The sequence below is a fragment of the Aquimarina litoralis genome, assembly GCF_039523995.1.
In the GTDB taxonomy this organism is placed as follows: domain Bacteria; phylum Bacteroidota; class Bacteroidia; order Flavobacteriales; family Flavobacteriaceae; genus Aquimarina; species Aquimarina litoralis.
Map to the genome: position 1 here is coordinate 858233 of NZ_BAAAGE010000001.1, position 14264 is coordinate 872496.

The following is a 14264-nucleotide window of genomic DNA, read 5'->3' on the forward strand; positions in this document are numbered from 1 at the left end:
TTACATAATGAACGCAAAATATCTATTCATTTTTGCTTTTGTACTTAGCCCCTTGTTTACTATTCTTTCTCAAGAAAAGAAAACGTATAAAGTTAATACAATTGCTTTTTATAATGTAGAAAATCTTTTTGATACTCTGGATGATCCTATTACGTATGATGATGATCGTACTCCGAATGGGAAAGACCATTGGACAGAAGAAATTTACAAAGACAAACTTAAAAATATGGCTAAGGTCATTTCCGAAATAGGAGCTAACGTAACAAAAAACGCTCCTGCGATCTTGGGAGTTGCAGAAATAGAAAACAGAAAAGTTTTAGAAGATTTAGCAAACGAGCCTGTTCTTCTGCCTAAAGATTATGGAATTGTACAATTTGATTCGCCAGATCGAAGAGGTATTGATGTTGCATTATTATATCAGAAATCACTATTTAGACCAGTTAATACTAGTGTGCATGAGTTGGTGATTTACAGTAATAATGATGCCAAAAAGCGAGTGTATACAAGAGATCAATTGCTGGTAAGCGGATATTTAGACGGTGATTTAATACATGTAATTGTTAATCATTGGCCTTCTAGAAGTGGTGGAGAAGCAAGAAGTCGATATAAGAGAGAGGAAGCTGCCGCTTTAAACAAAAAGATTATTGACTCCTTATTTGATATAGATCCATACGCCAAAGTTATTACCATGGGTGATCTTAATGACGATCCGGATAATGACAGTGTGAAAAAAGTATTAGGTGCAAAATCTGAGAAAAAGGACGTAAAATTAAAAGGCTTATATAATCCAATGTACAATATGTCTAAAAAAGGAATTGGTTCACTTGCCTGGAGAGATAGCTGGAATCTTTTTGATCAAATTATTGTTTCTAAAGGATTATTAGACAAAGATTATAGTTCGTATAGATATTACAAAGCCGGAGTTTTCAATAAAAATTATCTAGCTAATCCGAGAGGAAGGTATAAAGGTTATCCATACCGAAGTTTTGCTAATGGAGCATATACAGGAGGATATAGTGATCACTTTCCTGTTTATGTATATCTTATTAAAGAAAATTAATCGATAATAAAAGTATAAGTATTAAAAAAAGGAGGCAAATAGCCTCCTTTTCTAAATATATCATATATACATTTTAGTTTCCTTGTCCAACAGTAGAACAATCTTCTGGTAATTCAGCTAAAATTGCATCAAAAGCACCATCTCCACATTCACCGCTCTTATAAGATTCTATAGCTGCTCGAGCTGCTTCACATAATGAACTAGAAGAAGTATCCGCATTATAAGCGTCTATAGATTCTTGAACATCTTCTCTTAATGCATCTCTAGCCTGATCACAAGCAAAATCTACAACATCATCCGCACCACAAGAAGTGAATCCAATAGCCATACCGAAAACGGCAACTAACATAAGTTTTTTCATAATTTGGGTTTTAAAATTTAAATGTGAGCGAATATAGAGTAATATTTTATAATTAACAAAATATTTTGTTAATTTTGAGTATTTTATCGAATTTTCCTACTTTTTATCGATCAAACCTACTTCCTCTACATCTATAGGTTTGCCTATATAAACTAAGAAACTACCCTCATTGATTTGTTCCATTTTTTCGCTATAGGCCGAAATAATTCTAATAGAATTGTTTGCTCCTTTTATAAAAAGAGGAATAATATCTTCGTCTTCTTTTGTTAACTTAATTAATGAATCGTATTGTGTTTCATCATTAATTTTAATCTCTTGAATACTTGGATATTTTTCCGCTAGATTCATCAACGTATTATAATCGTCTGTATGCGAAAACAAACCTTCATCAGGATTATTATTAGGATCTTTCATTTCCTCAGAACTTACAAGTCTAAAAGATCCATTTTCGCCAAACTGATCTTTAAATTGTTGGATCGCAAACTTATTAATATCACTGTTACCAGTAAGTGCCATCAAAAACCCGATATCATTTAATTCTATATTGTTTTTTAATTGGTCATTATAAATACTTCCTTCTAAAGCTTCAAGACCTAGACTTTTGGCTTTCTTTACATTTTCTCTATTACTATCTACTAATACAACATGACGTTGATTCTTTTTTAAATACGAAGCGATTAAACGGGAAACCTTAGAAGCTCCTATGATAAGTATCCCTTCCGACTTTGTTAGAAATACACCAGCTACCTTAGCAAACAATCTTGCAGTTGTAGCGTTTAAAAGAACAGTTCCCAAAACTATCATAAAAACTAATGGTGTAATATATTCCGCTTCCGGAATACCGTTTTTAGCTAATTTTAAGCCAAATAAAGAAGCAATCCCAGCAGCTACTATCCCTCGAGGACCTACCCAACTTATAAACAATTTCTCGTTTGTTTTTAATCCTGAATTCATCGAACTCAGAAAAACTCCCAAAGGTCTTACAATAAAAACAACTGCCGCAAAAAGTAAAATAGCATCCCAATTAAATATTAATTGTAATTCTTCTATGTTGATATTTGCAGAAAGAAGAATAAATAAGATCGAAATTAATAATACACTTAATGATTCTTTGAAGTATAATAATTCATCAAAATTAGGTAGGTTAATATTTCCTAAAACCATACCCATTACTACTACGGATAATAAACCCGATTCATGAGCAAATACATCGGATAAAACAAACACTCCTAAAACCACAGCAAGGGTGAAAACATTTAATAGATAATGCGGAATTATTTTTCTTTTGATTCCAAAAGCTAAAGCATACGCAAACGTAAAACCAAATGTAAAACCAAACAAAACAATCTTACCAAATTCTATAAATGCCTTTTTGGTAAAGGCTTCTCCTTCACCAACACTAATAAATTCAAAAACTAATACCGCAACTAAGGCGCCTATAGGGTCAATTAAAATACCTTCCCATTTTAGAACTGCAGAAATATCCTTTTTTAGAGGTATATTTCTTAAAATAGGAGTAATTACCGTTGGGCCTGTAACAATAATAAGAGATGAAAATAAAAAGGAAATTGGCCAACTAAGATCGAAAATATAGTGCGCTGCAAATCCAGCTCCAAAAAATGTTACCACAACAGCAACTGTAATGAGTTTTAAAATTACAGGACCCACATTAAGAATTTCATCTCTTCTAAGCGTTAATCCTCCCTCAAAAAGTATAATACTAATCGCTAAGGACACAAAATAAAATAAACTCTCTCCAGGAAAAAGTCCTTCGGCACCATTATAAATAGGCTGTATCAGTTTTGTACCATCCTCGGTATATAATGTTGCAATTGGTCCTACTAAGAGACCAATAAGGATAAGAGGTAATATTGCAGGAATCTTAAATTTCCAAGCAACCCATTGTGCCAAAATTCCTAAAATTATAATACCGGCTAATTCAACCATGTTGCATTTATAAGTGTTACGATTAGCAAAATATGAGATTTTTTTTAGAAATTCATACCGCAAATCAAATTTATGATTGCTTAAAAGGTTTCCAAACTTTTTTTAGAAATATCAACCTTAGTGATCTAATAGATTACTTTCGCAAAAAATGTATAGAAATAAAGACCTATTTTATGATTATTGCAGTAAATCTTGGAAAGATTGTTAAAAAGTCGAAAAATTAAATACTGATCCTTAACATTTTTTCTATTTTGCAAAAATTTTGAATCCACTTTAGAATATATATAATTAGTGAATTTGATTTCTAAAACTAATCTTATCAGCAGATGAAACTACACGCTGTAAAAGCAGGAAACTTTAAACTAGATGGAGGAGCAATGTTTGGTGTTGTTCCAAAAGTTTTATGGAATAAAACAAACCCCGCTGATGCAAACAATTTAATAGATATTGCCGCCAGATGTCTCTTAATAGAAGACGGGAATCGATTAATTCTTATTGATTCTGGTATGGGAAATAAACAATCTGATAAATTTTTTGGTTATTATTCTTTGTGGGGAGATGATAATTTAGACAAATCATTGAAAGAAAAGGGATTCCACAGAGATGATATAACCGATGTATTTATTACTCATTTACATTTTGATCATTGTGGAGGTGTAGTAGTGTGGAATAAAGACAAAACAGGTTATGAAATAGCATTTAAAAATGCTAAAATATGGAGTAATGAAAATCACTGGAAATGGGCTGTCGAACCTAACGCTAGAGAAAAAGCATCTTTTCTATCAGAAAATATATTACCCATTCAACAAAGTGGTCATCTTAACTTTATTTCTAGAACTGGAGAAACCTTCCAAAAAGAAACGGAATTAGGTTTTGGCGTACTATTTGCTGATGGTCATACAGAAAAACAAATGATTCCTCATATAATATATAAAGAGCAGACTATCGTATTTATGGCAGATCTATTGCCTACTGCTGGTCATATACCTTTACCTTATGTAATGGGGTATGATACTAGACCTCTATTAACATTACCTGAGAAAAAACTATTTTTGGAAAATGCGGCTAAAAACAATTGGTATTTGTTTATGGAACATGATGCGCATAATGAAATAATAACTGTACAACAAACCGAGAAAGGTGTACGATATAAAGAAACATTTACTTGTAATGAAATATTTAATTAAAAATGCTATGAACCCTAAGTCTAATAAAAAAATTTTTGCTTCCATTGCCTCATCAATGTTGTTTGTAAGTTGTGGAGCTCCTACAATAATTTCTACTCCTATAGAAAATATTGATACAGTTCCTTTAAAAAACATTGTTTTAACCGAAGCACAACTGAAAAACTGGAATTCTGCAGATTTAAAAAAAGACACAATTCCTGGAATGAGTGTAAATAGAGCTTACAATGAATTACTTAAAAACAAAAACGGACAAACGGTTATTGTTGCTGTAATTGATAGTGGTGTTGATATTGAACATGAAGATTTAGATGGTGTTATCTGGACGAACCCGAAAGAGATTAAAAATAATGGTAAAGATGATGACAATAACGGATATATTGATGATATACATGGTTGGAACTTTCTTGGAGATTCTGAAAACGAAAACCTTGAATACACTAGAATCGTAAAAAAACTAAAACCAAAATTTGAAGGAAAAAACTTTGCTTCAGTAAGTGCTTCTGATAAAGAAGAATATCAAACATATATAGAAGCTAAAGCACAACTAGAAGAAGAGTATCAAAAAGCTGTTGGGACCAAAACTAGATATGAGCAGATTATACAGCAGGTGAAACCTTCTCATGAAAAAATAGCTGAAGTTTTAGGAAAAGAAGATTATAATCAAAACGAACTCTTAGGTGTGAAAGCCGAAACCCCTCAAATGCAACAACAAGTTGCTCTGTTATCTCAAATGTTTGGTTTTTTACAAAAAGGAGAAACAATTCCAGATCTGATTCAGAATATAGAAGGAGGTATCAAACATTTTTCCGAACAATTAAACTATCATCTAAACCTAGATTTTGATGGAAGAACAATTGTAAAGGATAATGTAGATGATATTACAGACGTTACTTATGGAAATAACAACGTTATGGGACCTAATCCAGATAAAGAAGGAATAAAACACGGAACACATGTGTCCGGTATTATTGCAGCAGAACGTAATAATGGAAAAGGAGTTAATGGAATTGCTAAAAATGTAAAAATTATGGCAATTAGAGCTGTTCCCAATGGTGATGAATATGACAAAGATATTGCACTTGCTATAAGGTACGCAGTTGATAACGGAGCTAAAGTAATTAATACTAGTTTTGGAAAATACTTCTCTACACATCCTGAGTGGGTTAGAGAAGCCATAAAATATGCTGATGAAAAAGATGTTTTAATTGTTAATGCTGCAGGAAATGAAGGTTTAGATCTAGATCAAAAAGCGGTATATCCAAATGATCAAACAGATAATACCTCTGAAATTTCCAATAACTTTATCACAATTGGTGCTTTAAATTACGAGTACGGTTCTAATTTAGTAGCTAGTTTTTCTAATTACGGGAAAAATAATGTAGATGCTTTCGCTCCAGGAGTAAAAATATGGGCTACTACTCCATCGAATTCTTACGAATATCTCCAAGGTACCTCAATGGCTGCTCCTGCAGTTTCAGGTGTGGCGGCATTAATTAGATCTTATTATCCAAAATTAAAAGCTACACAAGTGAAACAAATTTTAATGGATAGTGGTTTAAGTACAACCGCTACGGTTGTTGTAGGATCAGACGGTATCAAATCTGATAAATTTACCGAATTATCCAAATCCGGTAAAATGGTTAACTTATATAACGCCCTTATTTTGGCTGAAAAACTATCAAAATAAAACAAAATGATCTCTAAAATAATCTCAATTGGATTTTTAATATCCATTTTCAGTGTAAAAGCACAAAATAATACAAGCTACTGGCAACAACACGTTGATTATAAAATGAACGTGGATATGAATGTAAAAAATTTCCAGTATACTGGAACCCAAGAGCTAGTTTATACTAATAATTCTCCAGATACACTAGATCAGGTTTTTTATCATTTATATTTCAATGCGTTCCAACCAGGAAGCGAAATGGATGTAAGATCCCGAACTATTGCCGATCCTGATCCTAGAGTTATGGATAGAATTAGCAAACTATCTCCAGAAGAAATAGGATATCTTAAAGTATCTTCCTTAAAGCAAAATGGAAAAAATGTACAATATGAGGTTGCAGGAACTATTTTGGAGGTACAACTCAATAAGGCAATCGCACCAGGAGAAAAGGTCACCTTCTCAATGAAATTTAATGGTCAAGTTCCTAATCAAATCCGCCGTTCTGGACGTAATAGTAAAGAAGGTGTCGCCTTATCTATGACGCAATGGTATCCTAAAATTGCCGAATATGATTTCGAAGGATGGCATGCAGACCCATATATAGCTAGAGAATTTCATGGTGTTTGGGGTAATTTTGATGTAACTATTAACATTGATAAAAATTATATTCTAGGAGGATCAGGTTATCTTCAAAATCCTGAAGAAATTGGACACGGATATGAAAAACCTGGAACCAAAGTAAAACAAAAAGGAAAAAAACTTGCTTGGCATTTTATTGCTCCAAATGTTCACGATTTTACTTGGGCAGCGGACCCAGAATATATTCATGATGTAGTACAAGTTCCTGATGGTCCTGTTCTTCATTTCTTATATAAGAAAAGTGATGATAAAGCATTTATAGAAAACTGGACAAAGCTACAGCCTAAATCAGTTGATTTAATGAATTATTTTAGTACAACGATAGGAAAATATCCATACGATCAATATTCGATAATACAAGGAGGAGATGGTGGAATGGAATATGCCATGTGTACATTAATAACTGGAAAAAGAAGTTTTGGTAGTTTAGTTGGCGTAACAGCCCATGAAATGGCACATGCATGGTTTCAACATATTTTAGCAACAAATGAAGCTAAACATGAATGGATGGATGAAGGGTTTACTAGTTATATTTCCACTTTAGCAATGGATAAGGTAATGGGACAAAACAAACCAAATCCTATGAAAGGTATGTATCAAGGATATTTTCAATTGGCTACTTCCGGAATAGAGCAACCACAATCAACTCATGCTGATCGTTTCTCTAGAAATGGAGCTTATGGCGCATCTGCTTACGCAAAAGGTGCAGTTTTTATGGCACAACTTGGATATGTTATTGGACAAGAAAACCTAACCAAAACTATTAAAAAATACTATGATCAATGGAAATTTAAACATCCAACACCCAATGATTTTAAACGTATTGCAGAGAAAATTTCAGGAATGCAATTAGACTGGTATTTAACCGATTGGACGCAAACTACAAACACCATTGATTACAGCATTAAAGACGTTTCAGAAAAAGGAAATACTACATCAATAACCTTAGAGCGTTTAGGATTAATGCCAATGCCTATAGACCTTTATGTAGAATATAATGATGGTAGCAAAGAATCATTTTATATTCCTTTAAGGATGATGAGAAAAGAAAAAGAAAACCCTTTTCCTAAAACAAAAAGAGCTGTTCTATCCGATTGGACATGGACTCACCCAACATATACTTTTAATATTTCAAAACCTAAATCTGACATAAAATCACTGAAAATTGATATTACAGAGCAAATGGCGGATGTGGATAAAAAAAATAATGAATATTCTCCAACGGAACCATAAATACTAAAAGTTGGTTTTTTAAAAAGCAAAACCCAGAATTGATGATTTCAATTCTGGGTTTTTACTTTGATCTCATAAAATTCTTACTTTTTTTTAGGGATTTTATAAAGTAAGTTGTTATATCTAAGCACTTAATAAATAAATTTAACTAAGTAAAACACAATAATTTGTTATTTTTGATGCGAAAAATTGAAAAAATGATAAAATCATTACCTATGAAAAAAGTAAAATTACTTATTCCTATTTCATTAGTATTGGTTTCTGTTGCACTTTTATTTAACAATGAAAATAAAAATGAAATAGACAACCAAACATCCAAAGTGTTCGTTCCTTTTAAAAAGGAGGGCCCTAAAAAAATGAAAACACTTGAAGAACGTCGTCGTTTTGCAGAAGAAAGACGTAAACATGAATTTGATTTACAAGCGAATCCTAAAACTGGAAAAATTCCAGTTGAAGAAAAACAAAGTGAAATCTTCGTCTCTAACCAATTGATGGTTCAATCAAAAAATGCAAAATCTGCAAGTAATACTTCTTATATTTCAAGAGGTCCTTCTAATTTAGGTGGAAGAACAAGAACTATCGTATTTGATAGATCTGATAATACTGGAAACACTATCATTGCCGGAGGGGTAAGTAGTGGTGTATTTAGGACTACTGATGGAGGAGCGAACTGGAGTAAGGTATCTTCGAATAATGAAATTCATAACGTTACCACTATAGTACAAGATCCAAGAAACGGTTTTGAAAATATTTGGTATTATGGAACTGGTGAAAGTTTTGGAAATTCTGCTAATGCTGATGGCGCTGCCTTTTTAGGTCAGGGTATATGGCAATCTACAGATAGTGGACAAAGCTGGACTCAATTACCTAGTACAGCATCAGTTCAAGAACAAAATGATTCTCCATTTGATTTTATGTTTAAAATAGCGGTTCATCCAACTACCGGAGATCTTTATGCGGGTGCTGGTGGTGCTATAAGAAGATTCGATGGTACTGATTGGACTGTTGAATTAGATTCTGGTGGAAATTTCTTTTCCGATGTTGTAATAACAAGTACTGGAATAGTATATGCTTCTTTTTCAGGGAACTCCACAACTGCTAATGGGGTTTGGCAATCACCAACAGGTATAGGCTCTTACACTAGAATAGGTTCTAATGTAACACCTGGTTTCGGATCCAATGGTAGAGCAGTGCTTGCTGTAGCACCATCCAATGAGGATATTGTTTATCTTTTACACACTTCTTCTGGTCTCTTTGAAGCTGGTTTATGGCAATGGAATGACTCTACAGATACATGGACAAATAGAACAAACACTATGCCTGATGAGCCAGGTGGTGACTTAGCAGGAAATGATCCTATTGCTGTACAAGGCGGTTATGATCTTGTTGTTGGTGTTAAACCAGATGACGAAAATTTTGTTCTTATCGGAGGAACAAATGCTTATAAGATTGAAGACATCACAACTGATGCTTCTTTTACAAGAATAGGTGGGTATAGAAATAATCAAAGTTATGCATTGTATGATTTAGGAATTGATGCAGACGAACATCATCCAGATATTCATGCATTTGCTTTTCCTCCAAATAATCCAGATGTTTTATTTACCGGAACTGATGGAGGAATTCATAGAACTGATAATATTAATGCAGCTACTGTTTCATGGACTAACCTTAATAATGATTATCAAACCTACCAATATTATCATGTAGCAACAGATCCGAGAGCTACATCCGATATTGTTATTGGTGGAGCACAGGATAATGGAACTACCGGTGGTGGAATAAGTTTTGGTCTTCCGGATGCTACTACAATGTTCGACATTGCCGGTGGTGATGGTGTTGCTGTTGGTGTAGCACCAAGTTTGTATTATTTAGGTGTTCAACGAGGTCCTGTTTTTAGAGTGTCAACCTCTGAATTTTCGGAAATTACTCCAGAGGGTATTATTGTTACAGGACAAAATCCTAGAAGTCAGTTTGTTACTTATTTTTATTTAGATGAGAGTAATAATAATGCCTTATATTATGCTGGACTAAATACTCTTTTTTCTACTTCGGATGCCAGTAATGTTACAGCTACTACATGGAATGACTTAGGAAGTCTTCCTTTTGGAGAAAATATCAAACAAATGAAAGCTACTTGGGGAGCATATGATGCATCTTCCAGTTATTTATTAGTTGGTGGAAATCAAGGATCTTTATTTAGATTAAATGATCCTCAAAATGCTACAGCTTTCACTGATGCTGTAGAAATTACTCCTCCGGGTAGACTTGAAGGAACTGTAAGTGGTATTGCAATACATCCAACAAATAATGATATTGTGATGGTAACCTATTCTAATTATGGAATTACAAATATTTATATTACTACCAATGCAACTTCTGATACTCCTACATGGACAGTAGCCGAAAGAAATTTAGATACATTCTCTATAAGATCAGCAGCTATAACTGAAATTGGTAGTGAAACAAGATACTTTGTAGGAACCGCTAGAGGTTTATACAGTAGTTTAGACCCAGTAAATGAAGATTGGGAAATTGAAGCACCTAATCAAATTGGTTTTGCTGTAGTAAGCGCCTTAGCTTATAAGCCATCAAATAATACATTACTTATAGGAACCCATGGAAATGGAATGTATGAAGGAACAATAGAGGCAACTCTTTCTGTAGAAGAATTTGATACTACTGATTCAAAATTTGTTTTTTGGCCAAACCCAGCCAAAGATGTTATAAATGTTGAAGTAGAAAGTACTTTTGTTAAAGGCGACTTGGATTTTTCTGTTTTCTCTTTTGACGGTAAGGAGATAAAAACAGGTGTTTTAAACAGTAACAAACAAATAAATGTAGATAATATACCTCAGGGTAATTATATACTTCAAATAAGATCTGATCAAACAGAAAAAGCTGTAATTTTTAATAAAAACTAAGTTTTAATAAAACTATTTAAAAAACCATAGTACCAATTAGTGCTATGGTTTTTTTTATGAGAATATCTCAACTCTTATCTGTACATTTACAAGGATATGACAAGAACTTTTGGCTCCAAAGAACGATTAAAAAGTAAAAAAGAGATTGACCTAATTTTTTCCGAAGGTAAGTCTATTGCTAAATATCCTGTGCGTCTCATATATAGAAAAACTTCATCAACAAATGAGCCTTCTATTAAGACAACTGTATCGGTTAGTAAACGCAATTTTAAAAAAGCTGTAGAAAGAAACCGTATAAAACGTTTGCTACGCGAAAGTTATCGAAAAAATAAGTATCTTGTGATCAATAACACTTCTCATCACTTTACTTTTATGTTCTTATATACAGGAAAAGAAATGCCTGATTGTATGCTAATAGAATCTAAAATAAAAGAAATACTACAAAAGTTCGTTGTAAAGGAAATAGAGACTTCTTAGTTTTAATATCCTTTCATTTATTAAAAAAATAAAAAGTATGAAAAAGAAAATCCTTTATTCTACCCTTGCTATAGCTATTTTATTTTCGACTTTCAGTTTTAAATCTGATTTTTTTGAAATAGCAAAGCAGATTGAAATTTTCACTACTATGTTTAAAGAATTAAATATGAACTATGTAGATGAAACCAATCCCGCAGAGCTTATGGATACTGCTATAAAGGCAATGCTAGATGATTTGGATCCATATACCAAATATTGGAATGAACAGGATGTAGAAGCTTCTAAAATTAGAAATGCTGGAGAATATACAGGTATTGGTGCTTCGGTGAAAACGGTAAAAGATAAAATAATCATTGTAGAACCTTATAAGGATTATCCAGCGGACAAAGCCGGTCTTAAAGCTGGAGATGAGATTATTAAAATTGGGGATGTAACAGTATCAGATTTTGAAGAAGATGCCGGAGAACTTCTTAAAGGAGCAAGTGGTACCGAAGTAGAAATTAGTTATAGAAGACAAAATCAAATTAAAACAACCACACTAACTAGAGAAGAAATAGAAGTAAAGGCAGTACCGTTTTTCACTTTGCTAGATGATAATTCTGGATATATCGTACTATCTAAATTTAATAACAAAGCCTCATCAGAAACTGTAGCTGCTTTAAAAGATTTAAAAGCCCAAGGAGCCAATAAGATTATTTTAGATCTTCGAGGGAATCCAGGTGGTTTATTAAGTGAAGCTATAAACGTAACAAATATTTTTGTACCGAAAGGAGAGTTAATTACAACTACAAAATCTGTAGTAAAAAAATATAATAAAGAGTATTTTACTAAAAAAACTCCTATTGATACCGAAATCCCTTTAGTTGTACTGGTAAATGGTCGGAGCGCTTCTGCAAGCGAAATTGTTGCAGGAAGTATTCAAGATTTAGACAGAGGAGTAGTAATAGGAGCCAGAAGCTTTGGAAAAGGATTGGTCCAACGACCAAAAAAGCTGACTTACGGTACACAACTTAAAATTACCATATCTCGATACTATACACCAAGCGGAAGGTGTATTCAAGCACTCGATTACTGGAATCGTGATGAAAATAATAAGGCAGTTAGAATAAATGAAAAAGATTTTAAAGCATTTAAAACAAAAAATGGAAGAACTGTTTATGATGGAGGAGGAATCCAACCAGATATTGAAATGGAAACTTCTAAATTTAGTAATATCACAACTTCCTTATTACAATCAGACGCCATATTTGATTATGGAACAAAGTATTATTATGAGCATCAGAACATGGATGTTAACAACTTTAAGTTTACCGATAAAGATTATGAAGACTTCAAAAAATTTGTAAAAGAAAGTGGTTTTGATTATGAAACTCAAACTGAAAAGTCTCTAAAAAAATCCTTAGAAGTTGCTAGAAGAGACAAGCTGGATACTGATATTAAAGAGAGCTATAATGCGTTACTTGCTACCATAAAAACATCTAAAGCAAAAGGGTTAGATACTTATAAAACTGAAATTGCAAACTTGCTTACAGACGAAATTGTAAAACGTTATTCTTATAGAGAAGGACTATATAATTATTATATCAATAATAATCCCGAAATTAAAAAAAGTAAAGAAATATTGGGTAGTAAATCTAAGTACGAAAGTATATTAAAATAGTTAGTAAACCTTAAAATTAAGCATATAAAAACCCAGCCTTCTTATAGCTGGGTTTTATTTTTTATGAAGTTATCATTGCTATATGAGGAATATCATCTTCTAAATACTCTTTACCTTGTTGTATAAATCCATGTTTTTCATAGAATCTTTTCAAATAACATTGCGCGGAGATCTTTATTTTATTAGTCTTATAATTTTCTTTTATAGCAGAAATACTTTGCTTAATAAGATCATGACCATAACCATATTTTCGTTCTTTTTCTAGAACTACTACTCTACCTATACTAGCTTTATCGAAATAATCACCAGCAGCAAATATTCTTGCATAAGCCACGATATTTTCATCCTTATATCCTATAACATGAAGTGCTTTTTGGTCTTTATTATCTATATCTTGATAAACACAATCTTGTTCTACAACAAAGACTTCTGCGCGTAAGCGCAAAATTTTATACAACTCCTTAGTTGACAATCCATCAAAACGCTTAATTTCAAAATTTATATCACTCATAAAAGAAAATGATTAACACATAGAAATCTTATTTACTCTATTCTCGTGTCTTCCACCCTCGAAATCAGTAGCTAAAAAAGTTTTAACCATTTCAATCGCCTGAGGTAACGATGTATATCTAGCTGGTATACTGATCACATTAGCATTATTGTGTAAGCGTGTCAATTCCGTTATTTCTTTGGTCCAACATAAACCAGCCCTTACATTTTTATATTTATTTGCTGTCATAGAAACACCATTTCCACTTCCACAAATAAGTATTCCATAATCTACAGTACCATTATCAACATCTTTCGCAACCGGATGAACAAAATCTGGATAATCTACGCTACTATTTTCATCTGTTCCGTAATTAACAACTTCTATTCCTTGTGATTTTAAATAAGTTATTATTCCGAATTTATATTCAGTTCCTGCGTGATCATTTCCAATAGCTATTTTCACAACTTTTAAATTTTTATTTTATTAAAGATTTTAGATTTATTATTTGAAAACAAAGATACTTCAAACAAAAAAAGTAAACTTCAAAAAATCAATAAATTACCTTAACGTTACCTCAATGTTAATAACTCCTTACCTTCTGTTAACATTGGATG

The 14264-nt window shown here is 32.4% G+C and carries 11 protein-coding genes; 7 read left to right on the top strand and 4 right to left on the bottom strand.

Annotation, left to right across the window (positions count from 1 at the left end; genetic code table 11):
* Positions 1–7: 7 nt before the first annotated feature.
* A complete protein-coding gene (locus tag ABD077_RS03370) occupies positions 8–1060 on the top strand; it encodes an endonuclease/exonuclease/phosphatase family protein (protein WP_343910492.1) in 1053 nt (350 codons plus the stop codon).
* A gap of 73 nt (positions 1061–1133) precedes the next feature.
* On the opposite strand, the gene ABD077_RS03375 is transcribed toward ABD077_RS03370, so the two are convergent.
* Positions 1134–1421: a hypothetical protein gene (locus ABD077_RS03375; protein ID WP_343910494.1), complete on the bottom strand. Its 288-nt coding sequence runs from the start codon at positions 1419–1421 to the stop codon at positions 1134–1136.
* A 96-nt stretch (positions 1422–1517) separates the two neighbouring features.
* Positions 1518–3368 carry a cation:proton antiporter gene (locus tag ABD077_RS03380; protein ID WP_343910496.1) on the bottom strand — a complete coding sequence of 617 codons (1851 nt, stop codon included), beginning with the start codon at positions 3366–3368 and terminating at the stop codon, positions 1518–1520.
* Between the two features lie 326 nt (positions 3369–3694).
* Between ABD077_RS03380 and ABD077_RS03385 the strand changes: the two genes are divergently transcribed.
* The 6 genes from ABD077_RS03385 (at position 3695) to ABD077_RS03410 (ending at position 13157) form a co-directional block, all read left to right on the top strand.
* A complete protein-coding gene (locus ABD077_RS03385) occupies positions 3695–4555 on the top strand; it encodes an MBL fold metallo-hydrolase (RefSeq protein WP_343910498.1) in 861 nt (286 codons plus the stop codon).
* Positions 4539–6242, top strand: a complete 1704-nt coding sequence (locus tag ABD077_RS03390; RefSeq protein ID WP_343910500.1) for a S8 family peptidase — start codon at positions 4539–4541, stop codon at positions 6240–6242. Before ABD077_RS03385 ends, ABD077_RS03390 begins: the two co-directional genes overlap by 17 nt.
* Positions 6243–6248: 6 nt before the next feature.
* Positions 6249–8096 carry a M1 family metallopeptidase gene (locus ABD077_RS03395; protein ID WP_343910502.1) on the top strand — a complete coding sequence of 616 codons (1848 nt, stop codon included), beginning with the start codon at positions 6249–6251 and terminating at the stop codon, positions 8094–8096.
* A gap of 215 nt (positions 8097–8311) precedes the next feature.
* A complete protein-coding gene (locus ABD077_RS03400) occupies positions 8312–11020 on the top strand; it encodes a T9SS type A sorting domain-containing protein (protein WP_343910504.1) in 2709 nt (902 codons plus the stop codon).
* Positions 11021–11116: 96 nt separating this feature from the next.
* Positions 11117–11497, top strand: coding sequence for a ribonuclease P protein component (gene rnpA, locus ABD077_RS03405; protein ID WP_343910506.1), 381 nt, complete (start codon positions 11117–11119; stop codon positions 11495–11497).
* A gap of 37 nt (positions 11498–11534) precedes the next feature.
* On the top strand, positions 11535–13157 hold the full coding sequence (locus ABD077_RS03410) for a S41 family peptidase (RefSeq protein ID WP_343910508.1): 1623 nt from the start codon (positions 11535–11537) through the stop codon (positions 13155–13157).
* Positions 13158–13218: 61 nt separating this feature from the next.
* Here ABD077_RS03410 and ABD077_RS03415 read toward each other — a convergent pair whose 3' ends face one another.
* Together ABD077_RS03415 and rpiB are read right to left on the bottom strand one after the other, a co-directional pair.
* The gene (locus ABD077_RS03415) at positions 13219–13668 is read right to left on the bottom strand and encodes a GNAT family N-acetyltransferase (protein ID WP_343910510.1); all 450 of its coding nucleotides are present in this window, start codon (positions 13666–13668) and stop codon (positions 13219–13221) included.
* A 12-nt stretch (positions 13669–13680) separates the two neighbouring features.
* Complete coding sequence (rpiB, locus tag ABD077_RS03420; protein ID WP_343910512.1) at positions 13681–14112, bottom strand: ribose 5-phosphate isomerase B; 432 nt, start codon at positions 14110–14112, stop codon at positions 13681–13683.
* Between the last annotated feature and the right edge of the window lie 152 nt (positions 14113–14264).

Bases quoted from the DNA above. Each gene is read 5' to 3' on its own strand.
- ABD077_RS03370 (WP_343910492.1), top strand. From the start codon at position 8: ATGAACGCAAAATATCTATTCATTTTTGCTTTTGTACTTAGCCCCTTG.
- ABD077_RS03375 (WP_343910494.1), bottom strand. From the start codon at position 1,421: ATGAAAAAACTTATGTTAGTTGCCGTTTTCGGTATGGCTATTGGATTC.
- ABD077_RS03380 (WP_343910496.1), bottom strand. From the start codon at position 3,368: ATGGTTGAATTAGCCGGTATTATAATTTTAGGAATTTTGGCACAATGG.
- ABD077_RS03385 (WP_343910498.1), top strand. From the start codon at position 3,695: ATGAAACTACACGCTGTAAAAGCAGGAAACTTTAAACTAGATGGAGGA.
- ABD077_RS03390 (WP_343910500.1), top strand. From the start codon at position 4,539: ATGAAATATTTAATTAAAAATGCTATGAACCCTAAGTCTAATAAAAAA.
- ABD077_RS03395 (WP_343910502.1), top strand. From the start codon at position 6,249: ATGATCTCTAAAATAATCTCAATTGGATTTTTAATATCCATTTTCAGT.
- ABD077_RS03400 (WP_343910504.1), top strand. From the start codon at position 8,312: ATGAAAAAAGTAAAATTACTTATTCCTATTTCATTAGTATTGGTTTCT.
- rnpA (WP_343910506.1), top strand. From the start codon at position 11,117: ATGACAAGAACTTTTGGCTCCAAAGAACGATTAAAAAGTAAAAAAGAG.
- ABD077_RS03410 (WP_343910508.1), top strand. From the start codon at position 11,535: ATGAAAAAGAAAATCCTTTATTCTACCCTTGCTATAGCTATTTTATTT.
- ABD077_RS03415 (WP_343910510.1), bottom strand. From the start codon at position 13,668: ATGAGTGATATAAATTTTGAAATTAAGCGTTTTGATGGATTGTCAACT.